The organism is Bradyrhizobium sp. MV1.5 (assembly GCF_055807615.1).
The window spans coordinates 1-21,644 of record NZ_JBVVPL010000009.1 but is presented as its reverse complement, the minus strand read 5'-3'; the positions used below and the strand labels follow the sequence as shown (position 1 = coordinate 21,644).

The window sequence follows — 21,644 nt, the reverse complement described above, 5'->3', positions numbered from 1 at the left end:
GGATGCCCGTATGGACCACGAAAAGGTCAACATCCTCCTCGTCGACGACCAGCCGGCCAAGCTGCTCGCCTATGAGGTGATCCTGAAGGATCTCGGCCAGAACCTCGTGATCGCCTCGTCCGGTCGCGAGGCCCTGGAGGTGCTGCTCAAGACCGAGATCGCGGTGATCCTGGTCGACGTCTGCATGCCCGAGCTCGACGGCTTCGAGCTCGCCGCGATGATCCGCGAGCACCCGCGCTTCCAGAAGACCGCGATGATCTTCATCTCGGCCATTCAAGTCAGCGACATTGACCGCCTGCGCGGCTACGAGATGGGCGCCGTCGACTACGTCCCGGTGCCGGTCGTGCCGGAGGTGCTGCGCGCCAAGGTCAAGGTGTTCGCAGAGCTCTATCGCAAGACCCGCGAACTCGAGCGGCTGAACCAGGATCTCGAGGACCGCGTGCGTGCACGCACCGCCGAGCTGGAGAATTCCACCGCAAAGCTCCGCGAGAGCGAAGAGCGGCGCAGCATGGCGATCGCCGCCGGCAAGATGGGCTCCTGGGACTGGGACTGGATCACGGGCGACTGGATGTGGGACGAGGGGCAATACCGCATCTTCGGCGTTGGCCCGGAGAGCTTCGAGGTGAACCCGGCCAACGTTCAGGCGCTGTTGCATCCGGATGACGTCGATCAGTTGCGCAAGGCGATCGCCGAATTCAACAAGGGCACACGCTCCTATGAAACGGAGTTCCGCATCGTGCGGCCCGACGGCGATGTGCGCTGGTGTGTCGGCACGGCCGCCGCCACGGTCGACGAGAGCGGTCGGGTCATGCGCGTCAGCGGCGTGACGGTGGACATCACCGAACGCAAGCGCGCGGAGGAACGGCAGACTCTGCTGGCGCGGGAAGTCGACCATCGGGCCAAGAATGCCCTGGCGCTGGCGCAATCGATCGTGCGCCTCACCCGCGCCGACGAGGTGAAAGCCTATGTCAGCGCCGTCGAGGGACGCATCAATGCACTGGCGCGCGTGCATACGATCCTGTCGCTATCGAGCTGGCAGGGCGCCGAACTCTCGAAGCTGATCGACGAGGAGCTTGCGCCCTATTCCCTCGGCGGCCAGATCAAATTGGCGGGGTCCGAAGTTCAGTTGCTGCCGGCGACCGCCCAGACGCTGGCGCTGGCGCTGCATGAACTTTTCACCAACTCGGCGAAGTATGGCGCGCTCTCGACGCGGACGGGACGGCTCGCAATCGGCTGGCAGGTCGAGGACGAACTGCTCACCCTGACGTGGGAGGAATCCGGCGGCCCGCTTGTCAAGACGCCGAAATCCCGCGGCTTTGGTACGCGGAGCCTGCTTGCGAGCGTCGAGTCCCAGCTCGGCGGGCAGGCGCGATTCGATTGGCGCGCCGAGGGCCTGTTGTGCCGGCTCGAGGTGCCGTTGGTCGGCAAGAGTGCCGCGACAACCGCGCCCGGCAACTTCGAAGCCGCCGGCTCCGCCGAATTGCAGCGCGCGTCCGGTTAACCGGAGGCCGCACTCTTCCTGCGCTCGATCGTTTGCGGTTCGCGCGCGACCCGTCCCTCGAGCCAGGCTTCCGTTTGGGCGAGATCACGCAGCGCCTTGGCATAGCGCCGCGCCGCGCTTCGCTCCGCGCCGCGGGGCAGCTTGCGCGCCTTGCGGAGGATGTCCGCCGCGGCGTTACGATAAGCCAGAGAGCGATAGAGAAAGACCACCTTACCCATATCGAATGTTCCCGTGTTGCGTGGTCATTCTTGCAGGCTTGGCATGAACGTCGGATGAAGCGGGCGATAACGATTCCTTCATGCGGATGGAACCGGCGCGTATCGCAGGCGTTGCTTGCGAAATCGGAATAAAGTTCCATGCGCGCGAAAAAGTCGGACCTGATCTCTCCGAGCGGGCTCATCAAGCTGATGACGCACGCCATGATGGGCGCAGCCCTCGGGCTCGCTTTCAGCCTCTTGCTGGTGCTGTCCAATCCAGGCGTCGCCAATTTGCTGAGTCACGGCGGAAGGCAGGCCGTAGTCGTTTTCGCCCTCACATTGGTGACGACGTTCGCGATCGGCGCGACACTCACCGGCGTCATATTCATCCTCGCAGAGAACGACCAGCAATCTTGAAGTATTGGTGATTTGCCGGAGCTCCCTTGTTCGGAACTCCCGCGACGAATGACGGTTGGCTGCCTGCGTCAATTCAACTCAGGGAGTTCCCGCACATGAAGACCACCAAGCTCGCGCTTGCGGTGATGTTGGCAATCGGCCTCGCCGCCGCGCCGTTCGCCGTGCAGGCCAAGTCGCACAAGGCAAAACACGGATCCTCGATGTCATCGTCGCAGACTACGGGCGCCAACACCAAGTCCTCCAAGGGGCCTGATCCCTCCGGTCAGGGCGGCTCCGGTCCCGGCTCCGACCAGGGCGGCACCATGACGAACAACAAAGGCGGCATGAGCAACACCAAGTAATCTACGCCGACATGGCAGACAAAAGCCCCGCGAACAACGCGGGGCTTTTCCGTCCGGGAGTCGCTGACTTCACGCTGCGCTGCGTTGAAGGTGCCGGCCTTCCTTCACTTCTTCGATGATTTTGGCGCTGAAGGCTTCGAGATCGCCGGGGTTGCGCGAGGTGATGACGCCCTGGTCAGCAACCACCTGCGAGTCTTCCCATGCCGCGCCGGCATTGATGACATCGGTCTTGATCGATTTGTATGAGGTCATCTTGCGGCCCCTGGCGATGCCTGTCTCAATCAGGAGCCAAGGCGCATGGCAGACTGCCGCAACGACCTTCTTCGCGTTGAAGATGTCCTTGACGAAGCTCAAAGCTTTCGGCTCGACCCGTAGGAGGTCAGGATTAATCTGCCCACCCGGCAGAACGATCGCATCGTAGTCGCTGCTCGATACCTGATCGAGCGTCTTGTCGACCTTCACGGGCCGACCCCAATCCTTCATGTCCCAGCCCTTGATCTCGCCGGGTGCAAGCGAGACCACATGGACCGTCGCGCCTGCCTGTTTCAAGCGGTCGCGCGGCACTTCCAGTTCCGATTGTTCAAAGCCGTGCGTGGCCAAGATCGCGATCGTCTTACCCTGAAGCTCCATGGAACACTCCGTTGATGTGAGAGGAGCCCGGTCAATCGGTCGAGCCGGCTTCCGTTCCGCGCGATTGCCGGCCTCACGCGGATGTGCGGCAGTTTATGTCGGCCACAGGAAGGTTCGCCGAAAAGATCGGTTGAACCGCATTCAATCCATCGAGGTGGCGAATGACGAACGTCCGGTCATTGCTCTCGCGCCGGGCGGCGCCGCTGCTCGGCGCAATCATGCTCATCTGCGGCATCATCATCGCGATCAGAGGCGCGTGGCTGATCGCCATGGGTGGCTCGTTCTAATATCTGCCGGCCGGCCTCGGCCGCTTGATCTCGGGCGTTCTATTGCTGGGCCGGCGCGCCGAAGGTGCCCTGATCTACCTGCCTTGACGTGACGAACTCGCTTAGCTGCGTCGGGCCTCAGGTGACGTTAAGGCGCGCTGCAGGATCTGCCTTCACCAGATGATCGAGTCGTGCACGCTTGCGCGCGATCAAGAGCTGGGCGGCGGCGGCGTCGAGCCCCTCGCGTTGCAGCTGCCGGATGGCAGAGCCCAGTTCGAGAATCTCGGCGCGCAGCTTTAGAATCCGGTACGCATCCGGGTCTTCCTCCACCGTGCGCTCCCAAAGCTCTCAGCGGCGCGCGATCACGCGCAGAGGACTACCTGATGTCTTCGCGGAACGAAGGCGCATCCTATCGCGGACATTCGGCAGGACATCGCCGCCACCTGCAGCCTTCCATTCGCCGATCAGCAGATTGATTTTCCGGCGCAGATCCATCTGCGCCAGGGCCTTCTCTGTGCAGTCGCGATCGCGCTCGACGAGTTCGCGGACGGACACCTCAATATCGGCCATTTCCAGCCTCAAGGCGCTGATTTTACGTCGAATTTCATTAATTCTGTTGTCCATGGCTTGTTAGAACAAAATAAGAACATATAGTCAAGTCACGATTTCAGAAGGGAGCAGCGACATGCAGGTTCAAGGTAAATACGACGCCAAGGCCTTCCTCACCGCCAAGACGTTCCTCACCGAGCAGATGACGCGCGCGCAGGGCCTCCGGCTGAAACGGCTGAGCGAAGAGGCGTATCAACCCGCGCAATATGCGCGGGATCTGTCCTCCAGCGAGGCAGCGCGGCGCATTCAGGCGCTGGAAGCCGAGATCGAGCTGGCGGATTCGTTCTAGGCCAGCTCGCGTATCCCCGACGTTGCCTGCGCGCTTCGGAACCATGCCTGTCCCGGATGGTTTTCCCCTGCCAAGGGAGAACATGCATGGCACGCAAGGCAAAGAAGCGCCGCTACTCGCGCAGCTCCGGCAGTGATGTCGAAAGCGAGATGAAGCGCTACAAGAAGGGTACCGCGAAAAGCGGACCGGGCGGTCGAGGCGGACGCGTGAAGAGCCGCAAGCAGGCGATCGCGATCGGCCTGTCGAAAGCGCGCAAGAAGGGCAAGAAGGTCCCGAAGAAAGCCGCGAAGCGGAAGACGTCCAAGAAGACGTCCAAGAAGACATCCAGGAAAACCAAGAAGACTTCGAAGAAAACGTCGAAGCGCAAATCCTCCAAACGGTCGCGCTGACCTCTGTCAGATCATGCTGCCCGGCATGAAGCAGCGGATCGAAACGCCGAACGCGGTCTTCACCGGCCACACCATGGTGCGGCCGGCCCGGTTCGGCTCGGTGATCACCGCTTCGTCCGGCACCTCGACCCATTCGCCGTCGAGCCGCACGCGATAATGTCCATTGTGCGAGTCCCAGTCGGGATCGGCGACGGCAAACCCATCCGCATCCGAGCAGCACGGACCGAGATGGCTGCGCAGGCCGTCGAACCACGGCTTGAGGGGTGAGTCCGCGTAGCGTCCATCGTCACGCCCGAGAGCGTTTCCACCCCACAGCACGAATGGCGCCACGAGCAGCGCAGTCCTCAGCGAGAGCTTCAATCGATCCATGTCGGCACCGATCAAATACGAATTGCCGGCCGGCTCAGCGGCGGCAAGTTCGAAGTTCCACGCTTGCAATCGTCGGCAGCGTCATTGCCGCCGAGTCCGTACGAGATCTGCAATTGTGATGAGCGAACACGGCTTTTTCGGACGAACCGGGTCATCCTCCCTGCCGTTAACGAGAATGTTATCGGCGATCTGCGGAAATCCTGAAGGCGAACAGGAAAGGCGGCCCAAAGGCCGCCTTTGGAGTTGCGCCGATCGACGTTCGCCCTATGCGAGCGGCACCGCCACGAACCGGGTCGCCTGCGCGCTTCTGACCTGCAGCAGCACGCTGCGCTTGCCGGACGATTTCGCCTGCGCCAGCTCGGAACGGACATCGCCGATATTGGCGACGGCCTTGCCGCCCACATTGAGGATGACGTCGCCGGTCTGGATGCCGCGCTGCGCGGCCGGACCTTGCGGATCGACTTCAGTGACGACGACGCCCTTCTGGCCGGCGCCCTGCACGTCGCCGGCCGGAGCCAGGCTGAGCCCGAGACGCGGCGGCATGCCGGCATCTGGCTGCGACTTGCCCTCGTCGGCTCTGGCCTGCCGCTCGTTCGGCAACTCGCCAAGCGCCAGTGTCACCGTCTTGCTGTCGCCCTTGTGGACGACATCGAGCTTCACGGACGTGCCCGGCGCCAGGGTGGCGATGGTGCGGGCGAGATCGCGGGAATCCTTGATCGCGGTGCCGTTGACGGCGGTGATGACGTCGCCCGCCTCGATGCCCGCCTTCGCCGCCGGGCTGCCGTCCTGCGGATTGTCGACGATCGCGCCGCGCGCCTCCTTGAGGCCGAGGCTGTCGGCGATATCCGACGTCACCGGCTGCACCTGCACGCCGAGCCAGCCGCGCGTGACCGCGCCCTTGTCCTTCAACTGTGCGACGACGAGCTTTGCGGTCGAGGCCGGAATGTCGAAGCCGATGCCGACCGAGCCGCCGGAGGGCGAGAAGATCGCAGTGTTCACACCGATCACGTTGCCGTTCATGTCGAAGGCCGGGCCGCCGGAATTGCCCTTGTTGATCGGCGCGTCGATCTGGATGAAGTCGTCATAGGGGCCGTTGCCGATGTCGCGGCCGCTGGCCGAGACGATGCCGGCGGTCACGGTGCCGCCGAGGCCGAAGGGATTGCCGACCGCGACCACCCAGTCGCCGATGCGCGGCTTCTGGTCGGAGAATTTGACGAACGGAAAATCCTTCTTGCCTTCGACCTTGATCAGCGCGAGATCGGTCTTCGGATCGGTGCCGACCACTTTCGCGCTGTAGGTCGTGCCGTCGTCCATCGTCACTTGCACAGACTCGGCGTGATCGACGACGTGGTTGTTGGTCACGGCATAGCCGTCGGCGGAGATGAAGAAGCCCGAGCCCTCACCCGTGATCATCTGCCGGCGGTGGCGCGGCATGCCCTCCATGCCACCCGGGCCGGGGAAGCCGAATTGCCGTGAGAATTGATCGAAGGGCGATGCTTCGTCTGAATCCATCCGGTTCTGTTGCAGCATCGCGCTCTTGTCGTTGTCCTGGTCGATCCTGACCCGCACCGAGATGACGGCGGGTTTGACCTTGCTGACGAGGTCGCCGAAGCCCGGCGGTGTCGCGGCGGTCTCTGCGGCCTGGGCGGGCGCAATGAAGGAGGTCGCGCTGAACGGCGAAGAGCCGGGGGCAGTCGCCAGCACGGCCAGGCCAAGCGCGGCGACGGTGCCGAGCAGCGCGAGCCGGCGCGGTCTCAGGATCTTGCGGGACGTTGTGGTGTCGGAATTGACGTGATCGCTCATGTCGATATGTCCATGTTGGGTAAGTCGCCTTGCACCCAACATGGGGGTTGCCACCTTACAGCGTCCCGTCCACGTCATTAAATCTTGGCAAAGTGGCCGGGGCCGGCGACAAAAAACGAGGGCTGCACATTTGATGCAGCTCAACGCGGGCCCCGGGCAGCGTGGAAGACTGCAGCCACCGGATGATGTCCATCGGAGGCGCGTCATGTACAAAGACATTCTCGTCCACATCCCTACCGAGCGCCCGATGCGCCCGGCGATCGACGGCTCGATCTCGCTCGCGGCCGGCCTCAACGCCCATCTGGACGCAGTCGCGGTGGGTTATGTGGCAACCAGCGCGGCCTACGTGATGGAGGGCGGCGCTGCCGTGGCGGCTGTGTTCGAGATGGAGCGCGAAAGCGCAGTGCAGCGCGCCGAGGCGGCGCTCGCGGTGTTCAAGAGCGAAGCGATGAACGCCGGCATTTCCTACACATGCCACCCGCTCGGAGAGATGCCGGGGGATGCGGTCGGCTTGCTCGGCGAGATGGCGCGGCTGCACGATCTCAGCATCGTGCTCCAGCCGGATCCGGCGCAGGGATCACTCGACAACGATGTGCCCCGCGAGATCCTGTTCCAGGCGGGCGGCCCGGTGCTTTTCCTGCCCTACACCTTCCATGGAGCGTTCAAGGCGAAACGGATCGGCATCTGCTGGGATGGCAGCCGCCTCGCAGCGCGCGCCATGCGCGACGCCGCACCATTCCTGGCCCGCGCCGAGGAGATCGTGATCATTGCGATCAACGAAACAGATACGGTTCCCGACGAAGTCTCGACGCGCAATCTGGCAAGGCATCTCGGCCGGCGCGGACTGTCGACCCGCACGGTCAACCTGTCGGCCGCGCGCTCTGACATTCAGCCGACCATGCTGTCGCTGGCAGCCGATGAGAGCCTCAATCTTCTGGTCATGGGCGGCTACGGCCATTCCCGTTTGCAGGAGCGGTTCCTCGGCGGCGTCACCCGCGCCATGCTGGAAGCCATGACCGTCCCGACGCTGATGTCGCATTAATCGAGGGCTGATCCAGGTCGGGCCGGTCGCAAGCCTTGTCGTTCGGGCTGACAACCGCCTCCTTGAGCGGTGCCGGCGTCGGCAAGTTCAGGTCATATTCGAACAATTTGGACCGTCACGCCGCGGCGGGTCTCTCCCACGCCGTGGCCTCGACGCCGTCCTCGTCATGTGGCGCATTGCACGCGTCGAAATGCGCCTTGAGTTCGACTTCGGCGAGATATTCGAAATGTTCGGCCTGGCCGAGCAGTTCCCAGCTCTGGAGCGGCCGGTAGGCGGCCTGCTGACGACAGAGGGACGCTAGCGCGCGGTAGCGACGTACGTTATCCATGAGACCCTCCCTCGCATTCACAGAGCTTATTGGCCTTATTTGCGTCAGGGCGATGGCGGTTGTGCAAAAGATTTGCTGCGCCCGCCGCGCGCTTGGCCCGCTTGATTCTAGGCAAACGCGTGTTGGGGCGAAAGTTCCAATCAGCGCGGACTCAATATGCCCGGTGGAAAGCGGCAGACCCTGGCACAGCCATTCGGGTACCGGCTCGCTCCGCCTGTCTCCCGTAGTCTACCGGATCAGCGCGGGCTCACCGGCTCGGATCGTCTGCGCCGAACTATGTTGCCGGTTCGGAACCCTGCCGGCCTCGGCAGCAGCGCGGATGGCCGCGATATTGCCGGCATAGTCCGCGTTGCCCCTGCCGCGAAATACGGCTGACCCCGCCACAAGCGTATCGGCGCCCGCAGCGGTCACGACCGCTGCATTATCGCGCGTGATGCCGCCGTCAACCTCGAGCCGGATCGGCCGGTCGCCGATCATGCTTCGAATCCGCCCGATCTTCTCGAGCTGGGACTCGAGGAACGACTGGCCGCCAAAGCCCGGATTGACCGTCATCACCAGGACGAGGTCGAGACGATCGAGCACATACTCGATCGCGCTTTCGGGAGTGGCGGGACACAGGCTGACACCGGCTTTCTTGCCGAGCGCGCGGATGGCCTGGAGCGAGCGATCGAGATGCGGACCGGCTTCGGCATGCACCGTGATGACATCCGCGCCGGCCTTCGCGAACGCTTCGAGATAGGGATCGGCCGGCGCGATCATGAGATGCACGTCGAACATTTTCTTCGTCAGCGGCCGGATCGCTTTGATGACGTCGGCGCCATAACTGATGTTCGGGACGAAATGCCCGTCCATGACGTCGCAATGAATCCAGTCGGCGCCCGCCGCGTCGATCGCCGCAATCTCCTCGCCGAGGCGCGCGAAATCCGCGGCCAGGATCGACGGCGCGATGAGGATTTCTCTCGTCATGGCTTCGCACTCCTCTGCGCGTCCGCACCGCCGCTGAAGACGCGGCTCGCCAGGACGTCCATGGGATCGATCGTTTCGAGGTCGGCGATCTCGAGCACACGATCGAGATCGGATACCAGGCGATCGGCCTGCCGCAGGCGGATGCGGTCGACGGCGTTGCGGATCGAGCGCGCATTGGAGAAGAACGGCTGGGTCCGACGCAGCGCGATGTATTTCTCGAGCGCCTCACGCGCCGCCGCCGAGAGGCGATAACCCCGTTCCTTCAGCATCAGCTCGGCGATGACGAGCAGCTCGGCTTCCGCATAGTCCGGAAAGTCGATGTGATGCGCGATGCGCGAGCGGAAGCCGGGGTTTGACGCAAAGAAGCTCGTCATCCGCTCGCCATAACCGGCAAGGATCACGACGAGGTCCTCGCGCTGGTTCTCCATCACCTGGAGCAGAATCTCGATCGCCTCCTGGCCGTAGTCGCGCTCGTTGTCGGGACGGTGCAGATAATAGGCTTCGTCGATGAACAGCACGCCGCCCATCGCCTTTTTCAGGATCTCCTTGGTCTTCGGCGCGGTGTGGCCGATATACTGGCCGACGAGATCGTCGCGCGTCACCGAGATCACCTGCCCGCGCCGCACGAAACCGAGGCCGTGCAGGATCTTTGCCATGCGCAGCGCGACCGTCGTCTTGCCGGTGCCGGGATTGCCGGTGAACGACATATGCAACGTCGGCGGCGACGAAGCCAGTCCAGCACGCTGCCGGATCCGTTCGATCAGCAGGAGCGACGCGATCTGGCGCACGCGGTTCTTCACCGGTTTCAATCCGATCAGCTCCTGCTCTAGCTGTCGCAGTGTATCAGTGATACCGGCCGCCTCGGCCTCCTTGCGGAGATCGAAACTGGTCTCGCCGGGCTCAGTGGTCATTGCGTGGGGAACATCCAGCATCGGCACCTCGAAGAAAAGGGCTTCGCCGCGGGGGAGCGGCGAAGCAGTGGTCCGCCAAGGAAACGGAGCAGGGAGTGCTCCGCGCGGAGGAGAATGAGTTAGGTTGGCGCGTGCGCGGGCTGCCGGCGCACGGTGGTGTAGCGGATCGCGCGTCCGCCCACCTCCTGCCGCACCAGCTCGAACTCGGCCTCCTGCGGCGGACGGTTGACGATGAACGAGATCCGCACCGATTCCCAGCCATGGCTGGAGTCGAAGCCGCTGAGGCGGATGTAACGGTCGCCATACACTCTGCGGCATTCGGCGAGCTCCATCATCACGCCCGCGGCGTCCTGGAGATCGAACATCGGCAGACCCCACATCTCCCAATAGGTGTTGCGGGGATGCGGATCGTCGGTGAACTCGATGTTCACGGCCCAACCGTTGGTCAGGCAATACTGCACCTGCTTGGTGATCTGATCGTCGGTCAGATCGGGCAGGAACGAGAAGCAGCCTTGAGTCAGCTTCATGTCAAATCTCCTCAAACGGTTTCGAGTGCGGTCGGCACGAAATCCGGCGCGTCGGTGGATTCATAGTTGAAGGTGACGTCCTTCCAGACCTCGAGCGCGGCTTTCAGCGGCGTGCAGGTCTCGGCCGCCCTGGCCAGGATCTCCGGACCTTCGTGGACGTAGTCGCGCCCCTCGTTGCGGGCGAGGATCATCGCTTCCAGCGCCACACGATTGGCGATCGCGCCGGCCGCGATGCCCATGGGATGGCCGATGGTGCCGCCGCCGAACTGGAGCACGACGTCCTCGCCGAGCAGGTCGAGCAGCTGATGCATCTGCCCGGCATGGATGCCGCCGGAGGCGACCGGCATCATCTTGTTCAGGCTCGCCCAGGACTGGTCGAAGAACAGCCCGTGTTCGAGCTTGGTCGGGTTAAAGTCTTCGCGGCAGACATCGTAATAGCCGCGCGTGGTGTTCGGATCGCCTTCGAGCTTGCCGACCACCGTGCCGGCATGGATGTGGTCGACGCCGGCAAGGCGCATCCACTTGGCGATGACGCGGAACGACACGCCGTGGCTCTTCTGCCGCGTGTAGGTCGAGTGACCGGCGCGATGCAGATGCAGGATCATGTCGTTGCGCCGCGCCCATTTCGCCATCGACTGGATCGCGGTGTAGCCGATCACGAGGTCGATCATAACGATGCACGATCCGAGCTCCTTCGCGAACTCGGCGCGCTCGTACATGTCCTCCATCGTTCCCGCGGTGATGTTCAGGTAGGTGCCCTTGGCCTCGCCGGAGGCCGCCTGCGCGCGGTTCACCGCCTCCATGCAATAGAGGAAGCGGTCGCGCCAGTGCATGAAGGGCTGCGAGTTGATGTTCTCGTCATCCTTGGTGAAATCGAGCCCGCCTTTCAGCGCCTCGTAGACCACGCGACCGTAATTGCGGCCCGAAAGCCCGAGCTTCGGCTTGACGGTCGCGCCGAGCAGCGGCCGGCCGAACTTGTCGAGTCGCTCGCGCTCGACCACGATGCCAGTTGCCGGTCCCTGGAACGTCTTCACATACGCGACCGGGAAGCGCATGTCCTCCAGCCGCAGCGCCTTCAGCGGCTTGAAGCCGAACACGTTGCCGATGATCGACGCCGAGAGGTTGGCGATCGAACCAGGCTCGAACAGGTCCAAGTCATAGGCAATGTAGGCGAAATACGAGCCAGGCGTGCCCGGCACCGGATCGACGCGGTAGCATTTTGCGCGATACTTCTCGGCGGCGGTCAGGCGATCGGTCCAAACCACCGTCCAGGTCGCGGTCGAGGATTCACCGGCGACAGCGGCCGACGCCTCGATCGGGTCGACGCCCTCTTGCGGCGTGACGCGGAACAGCGCGATGACATCGGTGTCCTTTGGCACATAATCAGGCTCCCAATAGCCCATGCGCTTGTATTCCATCACGCCCGAACGATATCTTTCCTTGCCGCGGACGGTTCCTGCATGTGCATTCATGGCTCTCTCCTGCTCTTTCTCTCAGAATGATTAGGCCGCGACGGGCTCGCGGGCGTCGACGCTGGGATCGAGTTCTCCGGCGCGGTAGCGCCGCGCCATCTCGCTCAAGGGAATGACCTTGATCTTGCCGGCGTGGCCAGCGGTGCCGAACTGCTCGAAGCGGTCCCGGCAGAGCTCGCGCATCGCATCCATCGCGGGCTTGAGGAATTTGCGCGGATCGAACTCGGAGCGCGTTTGCGCGGCGACCTTGCGGAACACCGCAGTCATTGCCAGCCGGCAGTCGGTATCGATATTGACCTTGCGCACGCCGCTCTTGATGCCGCGGACGATCTCCTCGACCGGCACGCCCCAGGTCTGCGGCATCTCGCCGCCGAACTGGTTGAACATGTCCTGGAGCGGCTGCGGCACCGAGGAAGAGCCGTGCATCACGAGATGCGTGTTCGGCAGCCGGCGATGAATCTCCTCGACCACCCGCATCGCCAGAATGTCGCCATCCGGCTTGCGACTGAACTTGTAGGCGCCGTGCGACGTGCCCATCGCGATCGCGAGCGCATCGACTTTGGTGGCGCGGACGAAGTCGACCGCCTGGTCGGGATCCGTCAGCAACTGATCATGGCCGACCGTGCCTTCGACGCCATGACCATCCTCCTGCTCGCCGCCGCCATGCTCGAGCGAGCCGAGCACGCCGAGCTCGCCTTCGACGGAGGCACCGACCCAATGGGCGAGATCGACGACGCGGCGGGTGATCGCAACGTTGTAGTCGTAATCGGCCGCGGTTTTGGCGTCGGCCTCAAGCGAGCCGTCCATCATCACCGAGGTGAACCCATGGGCGATCGCGGACGCGCAGGTCGCTTCGTCGTTGCCATGGTCCTGGTGCATGCAGAGCGGGATGTCCGGATAGGTCCGCTCCAGCGCGTCGATCATGTGCGAGAGCATGAGGTCGCCGGCATAGCTGCGCGCGCCGCGCGAAGCCTGGATGATGACGGGCGCATCGACCTCGGCCGCCGCCTGCATGATCGCGATGCCCTGCTCCATGTTGTTGATGTTGAACGCCGGCACCGCGTAACCGTGACTGGCGGCGTGGTCGAGCAGCTGACGAAGGGTGATACGGGCCACGACAATTCCTCCTGTTATTGCTTGCCGGCGCGGGCCATCGCCCGCCGGGCGGCTTCCGCAACGCTTTGCGGCGTGATGCCGAATTCGCGGTAGAGCACGGGGGCCGGCGCCGAGGCACCGAAGCCGCGCATGCCGACGAATTCGCCGTCAGTGCCGATCCAGCGATGCCAATCGCCGGCGACTGCCGCCTCGTTGCCGATCCGTGGCGCCGTGCCGAGCACAGCGGCTCGGTAATCCTCCGGCTGCTCCTCGAACAGCGCGAAGCAGGGCGCGGAGACCACGGCCGCGCGGACGTGCTCGGTGGCAAGCAGGCGAGCCGCTTCCAGCGCAATAGACACCTCCGAACCCGTTGCGACGAGCGTCACGTCTCGGCCGCCGTCCGGCGAAACGATGAGATAGGCGCCTCGTGCGACGCGGTTCCTACCGCGGACATCGCTGCGGAAGGTCGGCAGCCCCTGACGGGACAGGCACAGCACGGATGGGCGATTTTCAGCTTGTAGCGCGCAGTCCCATGCTTCCAGCGTCTCAACCGCGTCGGCCGGCCGGAACACAAGCAGGTTCGGAATGACGCGAAGCGCTGCGAGATGCTCGACCGGTTGGTGCGTGGGGCCGTCCTCACCGAGGCCAATGGAGTCATGGGTCATCACATGAATGACGCGGATCCTCATCAAGGCCGCAAGGCGGATCGCCGGCCGGCTGTAATCGGAGAACGCGAGGAAGGTGCCGCCATAGGGAATGAAGCCGCCGTGCAGCGCGAGGCCGTTCATCGCGGCCGCCATGCCATGCTCGCGGATGCCGTAATGGATGTAATCGCCGGCGAACGCGTCGCGCTTGACCGGGGTCTGCGCCTTGGCATGCGTCAGGTTCGAATGCGTCAGATCTGCCGAGCCACCGACAAATCCGGGAATCGTCCCTGCGATGCCGTCGAGCACCTGTTGCGAAGCCTGCCGAGTCGCGAGCTTCGGACGCTCGGTGGCAAAGCGCTCGCGCAATTTCGCCGAGGCCTGGGCATAGGCGGTCGGCAGGACAACCGCTTTGCCCTCGACAAACAAATCGCGCTGCTCGGGCGTCGCGCATTCATAGCGATCGAGCCAGGCGAGACGCGCGACCTGCCCGCGTTGTCCGATCATCCGCCATGCTTTCAGGATCGTGACAGGCACCACGAAGGGCTGGTAGTCCCAGCCGAGCGCTCGCCGCGCCGCCGCTGTCTGTTCAGCGCCGAGCGGCGCACCATGCGCCTTCTCGGTACCCTGACGATCCGGCGCGCCATAGCCGATGATAGTGCGGCAAGCGATCAGCGACGGTCTTGCGCTCTCACGCTCCTCGGCTATCGCCTGCGCAACCGCTTCGGCATCGTGCCCATCGACACGGCGCACCGACCAGCCGGAGGCAGCGAAGCGCGCGAGCTGGTCGTCGGAGGTCGCAAGCGACGTCGGCCCGTCAATGGAGATGCCGTTGTCGTCGAACAGCACGATCAGGCGGCCGAGCCCGAGATGGCCGGCGAGCGAAATCGCTTCCTGGCTGATGCCTTCCATCAGGCAGCCGTCGCCGGCGATCACATAGGTGAAGTGATCGACGAGCCCGTCGCCATGCCGCGCATTGGCCATGCGCTCGGCGAGTGCCATGCCCACCGCGGTCGCAATCCCCTGCCCCAGCGGACCGGTCGTCGTCTCGACGCCCGGCGTATGGCCATATTCCGGATGGCCCGGCGTCTTCGAGCCCCATTGCCGGAAGGCCTTGATGTCGTCGAGGCTGACATCGCCGCCGGTGAGATGGAGCAATGCATAGAGCAGCATCGAGCCATGGCCCGCCGACAGCACGAATCGATCTCGGTCCGGCCAATGGGGATGAGCCGAGTCGAATTTCAGGAAGCGCGAGAACAGCACGGTCGCGACATCGGCCATGCCCAAGGGCAGGCCGGGATGGCCGGACTGCGAAGTCTCGATGGCGTCGACCGCGAGGAAGCGGACGGCGTTGGCGAGATCGCTATGCGAGACCCGCGTGAGGTCGGCGTCGGCGTGGACGGAGATGTTCATCGGATCCTCCCCTCGTTCACTTCAGGTTTCGCTTGCGCTCGATCAGCTGCATGATCAGCGGCGTCAGGATGAGCTGCATGGCAAGATCGAGCTTCGCGCCGGGGCACACGATCGAATTGGCGCGGGACATCCAGCTTTGCGGCAGCATCGAGAGCAGATAGGGGAAGTCGATGCCGCGCGGGTTCTTGAAGCGGATCACGACCATCGATTCGTCCGGCGTCGGAATCCAGCGCGCGATGAACGGATTGGAGGTGTCCACCGTCGGCACCCGCTGGAAGTTGATATCGGTCTCGGAGAACTGCGGGCAGATGTAGTGGATGTAGTCGGGCATCCGCCGCAGAACGGTGTCGGTGACGGCCTCGGTCGAATAGCCTCGCGCACTGCGGTCGCGGTGCAGCTTCTGGATCCATTCGAGATTGATGACGGGGACGACGCCGATCTTGAGGTCGGCATAGCGCGCGACGTTGACCTTGTCGGTGACGACGGCGCCATGGAGGCCCTCGTAGAACAGCAGATCGGAGCTCTCCGGCAGCCGTTTCCATTCTGTGAAGGTGCCGGGTGCGGCACCATGCAGCGCGGATTCCTCGACATCGTGGACGTAGTGCCGCGTCGTCGCCGTGCCGGTCTCGCCATAGTCGCGGAACGCTCGCTCCAGCTCCTCGAACAGGTTGGTCTCGGGGCTGAAATGGCTGAAATGCCTGTTGCCGCGATCGGCCTCCTTCGCCATCTGCGTGCGCATTTCCGCGCGATCGTAGCGATGGAAGGCGTCGCCTTCGATGTAGGCGGCGTTGACCTTCTCGCGGAAGAAGATCTGTTCGAACGTCTTCTTGACCGAGGTCGTACCTGCGCCGGAGGAGCCGGTGATGGAGATGATCGGATGCTTTCTGGACATGGGATCCCTCGCTTACAGCCGGAAGAAGCCGCGACGCGCGAACAGCGGTGCGGAGACGCTGGCGACCAGCAAGGGATCGCAATGCAGTTCCTCGACGCGCTGCACCTCGTTGTTCGAACCCATGATCAGCGGCACGCGCTGATGCAGGCTCTGCGCTGAGAGCTCGAGGATGCGCTCGCGCCCGGTCGAAGCCGAGCCGCCGGCCTGCTCGACGATGTAAGCCATCGGGTGCGCCTCGTAGACGAGGCGCAGCCGGCCGTCGCCGTAGCCCGGCCGTGCATCGGACGGATAGAGGAACACGCCGCCGCGCGTGAGGATGCGATAGGCCTCGGCAACCAGCGAGCCGACCCAACGCATGTTGAAATTATGGTTGGCCTGCCCTTCCACACCGGCCAGGCATTCGTCGACGAAGGCGCGCACCGGCTGTTCCCAATGCCGGCGGTTCGAGGCGTTGATCGCGAACTCCTCGCACGTCTCCGAGATCTGCACGGCGCTGCGGGCGAGACGGAAGCAACCGGACTTGCGGTCAAGTGTGAAGATGTCGACGCCCTCGCCAAGCGTCAGCACCAGCGAGGTCTGCGGGCCATAGGTAACGAACCCCGCCGCGAGTTGCGCCGAGCCGCGCTGATGGAAGGCGAGCGCGAGATCGTCAGGCGCCGGCAGGATCGAGAAGATCGTGCCCACGGTCATGTTGATGTCGATGTTGGAGGAGCCGTCGAGCGGATCAATCGCGACGCAGATCTTGGCATTGCGGTCGCCGATCTGTGCTTCGCGCATCTCCTCTGACGCCAGTGCCGCGATCGGCAGCTTGCCGAGGCAGCGGCGCAGGATCGCATCCGCCTGCACGTCGAGATCGCGCTGGACGTCACCGTCGCTGTTGCGCCCGGTGGTCAGGCCCGATGCGTCCGCAAGGTCTCCCGTGGCGATGAGATCGGCGATCTCGATCGCGGCCGCCGCGATGGCGTCGACCGCGGCCGCTACCGCCAGCGCACGCGGCGCCGTCTCGGAATACCGCTGAAGGTGGTCGTCCAGCCTGAGTTGCCCGGTCATCTGCGTCCATCCCCTTTGCTGGTGCCGTATCCAGTTCCCTCCTCGCTGGAGGTCGGTGCGGTCAGTGCCAACAACGATGAGATTGACAGGGGAGGCTTAATAAGGAAAATTTCTATTCATAATGAGCGCCAAAGAATTATCTTATAATGCCCACACGGCGGCACAGCTCCGGCATCTCACGATCCGACAGCTTCGCTCGCTCGCAGCGCTCGCGGCCAAGGGCAGCGTCACGGCCGCCTCGACCCAGCTCGGCCTGACGCAGCCGGCCGTGACCCAGCAGCTGCGCCAGCTTCAGGATCTCGCCGGCCTGCCGCTGCTGCAGCGGACCGGCGACGGCATGCTGCTGACGGAGGCGGGCAAGGAGGTGCTTAGCCTCGCCGAGCGCGTCGAAGCTGCGATCATGGACTGCCAGGGCGCGCTCGACCTGCTTGCGGGGCGAACCGGCGGCACGGTGCATCTCGGCGCGGTCTCGACCGCAAAATATTTCGTGCCGCACGCGATCGCAGCATTCTCGAAGCGCTATCCGAAGATCGAGCTCAAGCTCACGGTCGGCAATCGCGAGGAGATCCGCGAGGCGATGCACGGCTATGATCTCGACTTCGCGGTGATGGGTCGGCCACCGGCCGACGTCAGCGTCGACGTCCGTCAGCTCGGGCGTAATCCGCACATCATCGTCGCGCGCAAGGGGCACTGGCTGGAGAAGGATTCCGGCCTCAGCCTCACCGACCTCGTGCACGAGACTTTCCTCACCCGCGAGCCCGGCTCGGGCACGCGGACACTGATGGAAGGCATGTTCCAGAGGTCGGATCTCGAGCCGATCATCGGCATGGAGATGAGCAGCAACGAGACCATCAAGCAGGCGGTGATCGCCGGACTCGGCATCGCCTTCATCTCCGCCCACACCGTGGCGCACGAGCTCACCGAGGGCCGGCTCGTCGTGCTCGACGTCGCGGGCCTGCCGATCGTGCGGCAATGGTACGTGATCCGCCGCAGCGACAAGGTGCTGTTGCCGCCGGCGCAGGCGATGTTCGATTTCTTGGGATCGGAGGGGTCGAACTATCTGCCCGAATTACCCGAATTCGGCGCGCGATAGCCCGTCGAAGTTCAGCCCATGAGCTTCATTGCGACCGTCGCAGCCAGAATGACGATGATCTGGAGCAGGCGCTCGGTCGTGAAGATGCGGTTGAAGGTGGTCATGGCTTGCCCCGGCCGAATTGGGATTTCTCGGTCGGGAGGTTGCTAGCACAGACGGGCGTCGAGAGAACTCCGTAATCGCCCCGGGCTTTCCGTGCGCGACCCGACGACCGACGCGGGCCTGCCCCAGGCCGCGCCGATGGTTAACGATCAGGCCGCACGCGTCGCAGCGTAATCCATTCGCGCGGCGAAATAGGCTTCCAGCTCCCGCAGCGCCCGCGCTTCCCAATCCCTCGCCTGCTCGAGCAGCGACCAGCTCTGGTCGGGGCGGAATGCAGCGGTCTGGCGATAGAGCGATGCGATCCCGCGGTAGCGGCGCACGTTCTCCAAGATGGCGTGACCGGTGATTTGGCCGTTCATGTCCGAAAACTCCCTCGTCATTCCCGGGGGAGAAATTGCGGCCAAATCTTTTTCGAAAAGTTAGCGCGGCGCGGCAAGCGCGCGAATGGTTTCCGGACTGTTGCCCGCGCGCAACGTGCGCGGCCCTACAAGGCCGTCTATTGCGAATTCGTTGCCGCGCTCTCGCTCCGCGGCTTCAACCCGCCGCGGCTGATGATTGCCATCGTCGCGCGGCAGAGATCGGCAAGGCCGATCACCAGCACGGCGAGCAGGCAGAACAGCTTGATGGAATCGGCATGCGCGCCGGTCAGCGAATTGAATTCGAAGAAGGGCGGCATGAACGCCCACCACACCAGCGGAATGGTGAGCACCGCGGCGAACGCCGCCGCCGGTGCGCCCACGACAATGCCGAGCACGAACAGGCTGGGCAGGAACGCCGCGAAATAGAGTTTTGCGCCGAGCGCGACACAGGCGCCCTGGAGCGCAGCCGACATTGCGACAACGACGAAACCAAGTAGAAACGCCTGCCACGACCAAGGTCGTATCCGCGCTACGCCAACCAGCTCCGCACGCCTCATCAGCCTCCCCCTGCCGCCCGTTAACCAGGCTCGCTTGCGACCAAAGTACTACAGCGGCAGGGAAACTGCGAGGTGGAAATTGCCGGCCGGACGGCCTTGGTAAACGGGCCGAATCGCACGACTTGGGCGATCCCGGCCGCTACTCGGTGGCCGCATAGACCAGACCCGCGACGGGCAGCGCGAGGCCAATGGCCGATGCGAGCATCCAGCCGCCTTGCGCAAACGCCCAGGCACCGACCGCCGAGCCCGCCGCGCCCGCCGTGAAGAACGTCGCCATGTAGAGGCCGTTGAGGCGACTGCGGTGCTCATGCCCCAGCGCGAAGATCGCGCGGAAGCCGAGCACGACGTTGCCCTGCACGCCGATGTCGATCGCGATCGCGGCCACGACCAAGCAGGCGAGGTTCAGCACCGATCCGGCCGCGCCGACATGCGTGATCAGGAAGCCCACGGCCGCGAGCAGCAGCGCGACCAGTGTTGCCATTCGGCTATGGCCGCGATCGGCAAGACGCCCCGCGATCGGGGCCGCGAACACGCCGGCGACACCGGCAAGCGCGAACAGCGCGATGCCGCGCTGGGTGAAGCCGAATTCGCTCGCGAGCAACAGCGGCGTCACGGTCCAGAACAGGCTGAAGGCACCGAACAGGCTGGCCTGGTACAGCGCGCGGCGGCGCAGCAGCGGCGTACTCCGCACCAGATGCGGCATCGACAGCAGCAACGCGCCGTAATGCATGCGCGCGACCGGCTTGCGCTTCGGCAGCGTGATCCAGAGCACGGCTGCGAGCGCGATCATCAGCGCGGCCGAGCAGAAGAACACTGCGTGCCACGACAGCATCGCCGTGACGAAGCTCGAAACCGGCCGCGCCAGCATGATGCCGAGCATCAAGCCGGTCGAGACGTTGCCAACGACGCGACCGCGAATCGCTGCCGGCGCAAGGTGCGCCGCATAGGGAATGATGATCTGCACCGCGACCGAGCCGAGCCCGATGAACAGCGCGGCGATCAGGAACGGCAGCGCGTGGGACGCGAACCCCGCGGCGAGCAGGGCTGCGGCGCCGAGCGTGATGACGGAGCAGATCAGGGTACGGTTCTCGATGAGGTCGCCGAGCGGCACGATGAAGAGAAGCCCCACGCCGTAGCCGATCTGCGTCATGGTGACGATCAGCCCCGCCGCCGCGTGCGACAGGCCGAGCGCAGCGCTGATCGGCGCGATCAGCGGCTGGGCGTAATAGATGTTGGCGGCGACCATGCCACAGGCCGCGGCAAGCACGAAGGTCAGTCGCTGCGACACCGCATCCGGCCCGGGCGCGGTCTCGATCGTGGCATTCATCGTCATTCACAGGGTCTCCAGATATAGGAAACGTTTGTTCCCTAATATGACAAAAAATTCAGGCGAGCAGCTTCATCGCCACGGCGACCAGGCGCTTGCCGTCGAGCGACAAGCGCGCCTTGCCGACGACGCGCAGACCCTGCGTGATGCAGATCATCAGCCGCGCGGTGTCGTCGGCGGCCACATGGCGGGGTATAGAGCCGTCGGCCTGCCCCTCGCGTATGAGGCCGGCGATGAAGCCTTCGTTGGTCTCGAGCCGCGCGCTGACGAGGGCGGCGACCACCGGATCGACCGCGGACAATTCGACCGCGCTGCCGACCACGAGACAGCCGCGCCGCCCCTCGCTGCCCTGGGAGTGCTCCACATACGACAGCAGCAGGTGGCGCAGCCGCTCGCGGCCATTGGCGCCTTGCGCCGCAGCGCTGCGCGTCTGCTCCTGGCGCAACGCGACGTAGCGTTCGAAGGCGGCGAGAAACACCGCATGCTTGTCGCGAAACGCCTTGTAGACGCTGCCGGTCGCCAGCCGCATCGCCGCGGTGAGATCGCCGATCGAGGTCGCATGATAACCGCGCTCGGAAAACACGCGGACGGCCCTGTCGAGCGCAGTGTTCATGTCGAATTCCCGGGGACGGCCGGACGGACGGGCAATGGAGCGGGATTTGCGGGCGGTCTTTTGCATTGCGGGATAATAGGGAATGATTGTTTCCGAATAAAAACACTTGGTTGTGATGAGATCACGGATGAAACTGATGGCTCCGGCGTCGTCCTGGCGAAGGCCAGGACCCATTACCCCAGGGAGGAGTTTGGCGGACATTCGTTCGGTGGGACTGATACCGCGTCCAATCGCTAGACCTCGCGGTATGGGTCCTGGCCCCCCGTGCGCAATTGCGCACCAGGCCAGGACGACATTTGAGGTTGTTGCGCCAATTCGCAGACACGCCTTTTCGTTCTCGCGGCTGATTTCGCCCGAGCTTTGCCTGGTCATTCCACCCTCTTGTCCAAGAGGGCGCAGGGAAGGCCGGGTGCTGACCTCGCACCCGCGGTCCGCTGCGCGA

General features: G+C 64.3%; 27 protein-coding genes. 7 read left to right on the top strand and 20 right to left on the bottom strand.

Going from position 1 to position 21,644, the window contains the following annotated elements:
- Positions 1–10: 10 nt before the first annotated feature.
- Entirely contained in the window at positions 11–1,501 is a 1,491-nt protein-coding gene (locus AC0L2J_RS11240; protein ID WP_007607295.1) for an HWE histidine kinase domain-containing protein, read from the top strand.
- Here the strand turns inward: AC0L2J_RS11240 and AC0L2J_RS11235 are convergent.
- The gene (locus tag AC0L2J_RS11235) at positions 1,498–1,719 is read right to left on the bottom strand and encodes a hypothetical protein (RefSeq protein ID WP_007607293.1); all 222 of its coding nucleotides are present in this window, start codon (positions 1,717–1,719) and stop codon (positions 1,498–1,500) included. The genes AC0L2J_RS11240 and AC0L2J_RS11235 overlap by 4 nt on opposite strands.
- A 138-nt stretch (positions 1,720–1,857) precedes the next feature.
- Here AC0L2J_RS11235 and AC0L2J_RS11230 point away from each other — a divergent pair, with 138 nt between their 5' ends.
- Together AC0L2J_RS11230 and AC0L2J_RS11225 are read left to right on the top strand one after the other, a co-directional pair.
- Complete coding sequence (locus AC0L2J_RS11230; protein WP_473389490.1) at positions 1,858–2,115, top strand: hypothetical protein; 258 nt, start codon at positions 1,858–1,860, stop codon at positions 2,113–2,115.
- A gap of 95 nt (positions 2,116–2,210) precedes the next feature.
- On the top strand, positions 2,211–2,456 hold the full coding sequence (locus tag AC0L2J_RS11225) for a hypothetical protein (protein WP_473389487.1): 246 nt from the start codon (positions 2,211–2,213) through the stop codon (positions 2,454–2,456).
- Positions 2,457–2,525: 69 nt separating this feature from the next.
- Here the strand turns inward: AC0L2J_RS11225 and AC0L2J_RS11220 are convergent, their stop codons facing one another.
- From AC0L2J_RS11220 to AC0L2J_RS11205, 4 genes are all read right to left on the bottom strand, one after another.
- Positions 2,526–3,086 carry a type 1 glutamine amidotransferase domain-containing protein gene (locus AC0L2J_RS11220; RefSeq protein WP_007607285.1) on the bottom strand — a complete coding sequence of 187 codons (561 nt, stop codon included), beginning with the start codon at positions 3,084–3,086 and terminating at the stop codon, positions 2,526–2,528.
- A 73-nt stretch (positions 3,087–3,159) separates the two neighbouring features.
- Positions 3,160–3,357, bottom strand: coding sequence for a hypothetical protein (locus AC0L2J_RS11215; protein WP_473247784.1), 198 nt, complete (start codon positions 3,355–3,357; stop codon positions 3,160–3,162).
- 133 nt (positions 3,358–3,490) lie between these two features.
- On the bottom strand, positions 3,491–3,682 hold the full coding sequence (locus tag AC0L2J_RS11210; protein ID WP_473389483.1) for a hypothetical protein: 192 nt from the start codon (positions 3,680–3,682) through the stop codon (positions 3,491–3,493).
- 18 nt (positions 3,683–3,700) lie between these two features.
- Complete coding sequence (locus AC0L2J_RS11205) at positions 3,701–3,922, bottom strand: hypothetical protein (protein ID WP_035973863.1); 222 nt, start codon at positions 3,920–3,922, stop codon at positions 3,701–3,703.
- A gap of 115 nt (positions 3,923–4,037) precedes the next feature.
- Between AC0L2J_RS11205 and AC0L2J_RS11200 the strand changes: the two genes are divergently transcribed.
- Together AC0L2J_RS11200 and AC0L2J_RS11195 are read left to right on the top strand one after the other, a co-directional pair.
- Complete coding sequence (locus AC0L2J_RS11200) at positions 4,038–4,250, top strand: DUF3072 domain-containing protein (RefSeq protein ID WP_063993388.1); 213 nt, start codon at positions 4,038–4,040, stop codon at positions 4,248–4,250.
- An 86-nt stretch (positions 4,251–4,336) separates the two neighbouring features.
- A complete protein-coding gene (locus AC0L2J_RS11195) occupies positions 4,337–4,639 on the top strand; it encodes a DUF6496 domain-containing protein (RefSeq protein ID WP_473389478.1) in 303 nt (100 codons plus the stop codon).
- A gap of 6 nt (positions 4,640–4,645) precedes the next feature.
- On the opposite strand, the gene AC0L2J_RS11190 is transcribed toward AC0L2J_RS11195, so the two are convergent.
- Together AC0L2J_RS11190 and AC0L2J_RS11185 are read right to left on the bottom strand one after the other, a co-directional pair.
- Positions 4,646–5,008, bottom strand: coding sequence for a hypothetical protein (locus tag AC0L2J_RS11190; protein ID WP_007607279.1), 363 nt, complete (start codon positions 5,006–5,008; stop codon positions 4,646–4,648).
- Positions 5,009–5,272: 264 nt separating this feature from the next.
- Positions 5,273–6,811: a Do family serine endopeptidase gene (locus tag AC0L2J_RS11185; RefSeq protein ID WP_473389474.1), complete on the bottom strand. Its 1,539-nt coding sequence runs from the start codon at positions 6,809–6,811 to the stop codon at positions 5,273–5,275.
- A gap of 205 nt (positions 6,812–7,016) precedes the next feature.
- On the opposite strand from AC0L2J_RS11185, the gene AC0L2J_RS11180 reads away from it, so the two are divergent.
- Complete coding sequence (locus AC0L2J_RS11180) at positions 7,017–7,853, top strand: universal stress protein (RefSeq protein ID WP_473389470.1); 837 nt, start codon at positions 7,017–7,019, stop codon at positions 7,851–7,853.
- A gap of 115 nt (positions 7,854–7,968) precedes the next feature.
- Here the strand turns inward: AC0L2J_RS11180 and AC0L2J_RS11175 are convergent, their stop codons facing one another.
- The 9 genes from AC0L2J_RS11175 to AC0L2J_RS11135 all read right to left on the bottom strand — a co-directional run bounded on the left by AC0L2J_RS11175 (position 7,969) and on the right by AC0L2J_RS11135 (position 17,151).
- Positions 7,969–8,181, bottom strand: a complete 213-nt coding sequence (locus AC0L2J_RS11175) for a hypothetical protein (RefSeq protein WP_063993392.1) — start codon at positions 8,179–8,181, stop codon at positions 7,969–7,971.
- A gap of 228 nt (positions 8,182–8,409) precedes the next feature.
- Entirely contained in the window at positions 8,410–9,147 is a 738-nt protein-coding gene (gene rpe / locus AC0L2J_RS11170) for a ribulose-phosphate 3-epimerase (protein WP_473389466.1), read from the bottom strand.
- Positions 9,144–10,079 (bottom strand): CbbX protein, encoded by a 936-nt coding sequence (gene cbbX, locus AC0L2J_RS11165; protein WP_473389461.1) that lies wholly within the window; start codon positions 10,077–10,079, stop codon positions 9,144–9,146. The genes rpe and cbbX overlap by 4 nt, the downstream gene beginning before the upstream one ends.
- A 98-nt stretch (positions 10,080–10,177) precedes the next feature.
- On the bottom strand, positions 10,178–10,585 hold the full coding sequence (locus AC0L2J_RS11160; protein WP_007594833.1) for a ribulose bisphosphate carboxylase small subunit: 408 nt from the start codon (positions 10,583–10,585) through the stop codon (positions 10,178–10,180).
- Between the two features lie 11 nt (positions 10,586–10,596).
- Positions 10,597–12,057, bottom strand: coding sequence for a form I ribulose bisphosphate carboxylase large subunit (locus AC0L2J_RS11155; protein ID WP_007607267.1), 1,461 nt, complete (start codon positions 12,055–12,057; stop codon positions 10,597–10,599).
- A gap of 30 nt (positions 12,058–12,087) precedes the next feature.
- Positions 12,088–13,173, bottom strand: a complete 1,086-nt coding sequence (gene fba, locus AC0L2J_RS11150; protein WP_007607265.1) for a class II fructose-bisphosphate aldolase — start codon at positions 13,171–13,173, stop codon at positions 12,088–12,090.
- Between the two features lie 14 nt (positions 13,174–13,187).
- Positions 13,188–15,209 carry a transketolase gene (gene tkt / locus AC0L2J_RS11145; RefSeq protein WP_473389451.1) on the bottom strand — a complete coding sequence of 674 codons (2,022 nt, stop codon included), beginning with the start codon at positions 15,207–15,209 and terminating at the stop codon, positions 13,188–13,190.
- A 16-nt stretch (positions 15,210–15,225) separates the two neighbouring features.
- A complete protein-coding gene (locus tag AC0L2J_RS11140) occupies positions 15,226–16,101 on the bottom strand; it encodes a phosphoribulokinase (RefSeq protein WP_354057111.1) in 876 nt (291 codons plus the stop codon).
- A gap of 12 nt (positions 16,102–16,113) precedes the next feature.
- Positions 16,114–17,151 carry a class 1 fructose-bisphosphatase gene (locus tag AC0L2J_RS11135; protein WP_473389445.1) on the bottom strand — a complete coding sequence of 346 codons (1,038 nt, stop codon included), beginning with the start codon at positions 17,149–17,151 and terminating at the stop codon, positions 16,114–16,116.
- A 121-nt stretch (positions 17,152–17,272) separates the two neighbouring features.
- On the opposite strand from AC0L2J_RS11135, the gene AC0L2J_RS11130 reads away from it, so the two are divergent.
- Complete coding sequence (locus AC0L2J_RS11130; protein WP_473389442.1) at positions 17,273–18,244, top strand: LysR family transcriptional regulator; 972 nt, start codon at positions 17,273–17,275, stop codon at positions 18,242–18,244.
- 251 nt (positions 18,245–18,495) lie between these two features.
- On the opposite strand, the gene AC0L2J_RS11125 is transcribed toward AC0L2J_RS11130, so the two are convergent.
- The 4 genes from AC0L2J_RS11125 to AC0L2J_RS11110 all read right to left on the bottom strand — a co-directional run bounded on the left by AC0L2J_RS11125 (position 18,496) and on the right by AC0L2J_RS11110 (position 21,202).
- Positions 18,496–18,705 (bottom strand): hypothetical protein, encoded by a 210-nt coding sequence (locus AC0L2J_RS11125; protein ID WP_007607259.1) that lies wholly within the window; start codon positions 18,703–18,705, stop codon positions 18,496–18,498.
- Between the two features lie 137 nt (positions 18,706–18,842).
- Positions 18,843–19,262, bottom strand: a complete 420-nt coding sequence (locus AC0L2J_RS11120; protein WP_007607258.1) for a hypothetical protein — start codon at positions 19,260–19,262, stop codon at positions 18,843–18,845.
- Between the two features lie 139 nt (positions 19,263–19,401).
- Positions 19,402–20,595, bottom strand: a complete 1,194-nt coding sequence (locus tag AC0L2J_RS11115; protein ID WP_473389436.1) for an MFS transporter — start codon at positions 20,593–20,595, stop codon at positions 19,402–19,404.
- Positions 20,596–20,647: 52 nt separating this feature from the next.
- Entirely contained in the window at positions 20,648–21,202 is a 555-nt protein-coding gene (locus AC0L2J_RS11110) for a TetR/AcrR family transcriptional regulator (protein WP_473389433.1), read from the bottom strand.
- Positions 21,203–21,644 lie beyond the last annotated feature (442 nt).

Bases quoted from the DNA above. Each gene is read 5' to 3' on its own strand.
- AC0L2J_RS11220 (WP_007607285.1), bottom strand. From the start codon at position 3,086: ATGGAGCTTCAGGGTAAGACGATCGCGATCTTGGCCACGCACGGCTTT.
- AC0L2J_RS11200 (WP_063993388.1), top strand. From the start codon at position 4,038: ATGCAGGTTCAAGGTAAATACGACGCCAAGGCCTTCCTCACCGCCAAG.
- AC0L2J_RS11195 (WP_473389478.1), top strand. From the start codon at position 4,337: ATGGCACGCAAGGCAAAGAAGCGCCGCTACTCGCGCAGCTCCGGCAGT.
- tkt (WP_473389451.1), bottom strand. From the start codon at position 15,209: ATGAACATCTCCGTCCACGCCGACGCCGACCTCACGCGGGTCTCGCAT.
- AC0L2J_RS11215 (WP_473247784.1), bottom strand. From the start codon at position 3,357: ATGGCGATCAGCCACGCGCCTCTGATCGCGATGATGATGCCGCAGATG.
- AC0L2J_RS11110 (WP_473389433.1), bottom strand. From the start codon at position 21,202: ATGAACACTGCGCTCGACAGGGCCGTCCGCGTGTTTTCCGAGCGCGGT.
- AC0L2J_RS11140 (WP_354057111.1), bottom strand. From the start codon at position 16,101: ATGTCCAGAAAGCATCCGATCATCTCCATCACCGGCTCCTCCGGCGCA.
- cbbX (WP_473389461.1), bottom strand. From the start codon at position 10,079: ATGCTGGATGTTCCCCACGCAATGACCACTGAGCCCGGCGAGACCAGT.
- AC0L2J_RS11160 (WP_007594833.1), bottom strand. From the start codon at position 10,585: ATGAAGCTGACTCAAGGCTGCTTCTCGTTCCTGCCCGATCTGACCGAC.
- AC0L2J_RS11115 (WP_473389436.1), bottom strand. From the start codon at position 20,595: ATGACGATGAATGCCACGATCGAGACCGCGCCCGGGCCGGATGCGGTG.
- AC0L2J_RS11185 (WP_473389474.1), bottom strand. From the start codon at position 6,811: ATGAGCGATCACGTCAATTCCGACACCACAACGTCCCGCAAGATCCTG.
- AC0L2J_RS11205 (WP_035973863.1), bottom strand. From the start codon at position 3,922: ATGGCCGATATTGAGGTGTCCGTCCGCGAACTCGTCGAGCGCGATCGC.
- AC0L2J_RS11190 (WP_007607279.1), bottom strand. From the start codon at position 5,008: ATGGATCGATTGAAGCTCTCGCTGAGGACTGCGCTGCTCGTGGCGCCA.
- rpe (WP_473389466.1), bottom strand. From the start codon at position 9,147: ATGACGAGAGAAATCCTCATCGCGCCGTCGATCCTGGCCGCGGATTTC.
- AC0L2J_RS11120 (WP_007607258.1), bottom strand. From the start codon at position 19,262: ATGAGGCGTGCGGAGCTGGTTGGCGTAGCGCGGATACGACCTTGGTCG.
- AC0L2J_RS11240 (WP_007607295.1), top strand. From the start codon at position 11: ATGGACCACGAAAAGGTCAACATCCTCCTCGTCGACGACCAGCCGGCC.
- AC0L2J_RS11130 (WP_473389442.1), top strand. From the start codon at position 17,273: ATGAGCGCCAAAGAATTATCTTATAATGCCCACACGGCGGCACAGCTC.
- AC0L2J_RS11180 (WP_473389470.1), top strand. From the start codon at position 7,017: ATGTACAAAGACATTCTCGTCCACATCCCTACCGAGCGCCCGATGCGC.
- AC0L2J_RS11175 (WP_063993392.1), bottom strand. From the start codon at position 8,181: ATGGATAACGTACGTCGCTACCGCGCGCTAGCGTCCCTCTGTCGTCAG.
- AC0L2J_RS11225 (WP_473389487.1), top strand. From the start codon at position 2,211: ATGAAGACCACCAAGCTCGCGCTTGCGGTGATGTTGGCAATCGGCCTC.
- AC0L2J_RS11135 (WP_473389445.1), bottom strand. From the start codon at position 17,151: ATGACCGGGCAACTCAGGCTGGACGACCACCTTCAGCGGTATTCCGAG.
- AC0L2J_RS11230 (WP_473389490.1), top strand. From the start codon at position 1,858: ATGCGCGCGAAAAAGTCGGACCTGATCTCTCCGAGCGGGCTCATCAAG.
- AC0L2J_RS11155 (WP_007607267.1), bottom strand. From the start codon at position 12,057: ATGAATGCACATGCAGGAACCGTCCGCGGCAAGGAAAGATATCGTTCG.
- AC0L2J_RS11125 (WP_007607259.1), bottom strand. From the start codon at position 18,705: ATGAACGGCCAAATCACCGGTCACGCCATCTTGGAGAACGTGCGCCGC.
- AC0L2J_RS11235 (WP_007607293.1), bottom strand. From the start codon at position 1,719: ATGGGTAAGGTGGTCTTTCTCTATCGCTCTCTGGCTTATCGTAACGCC.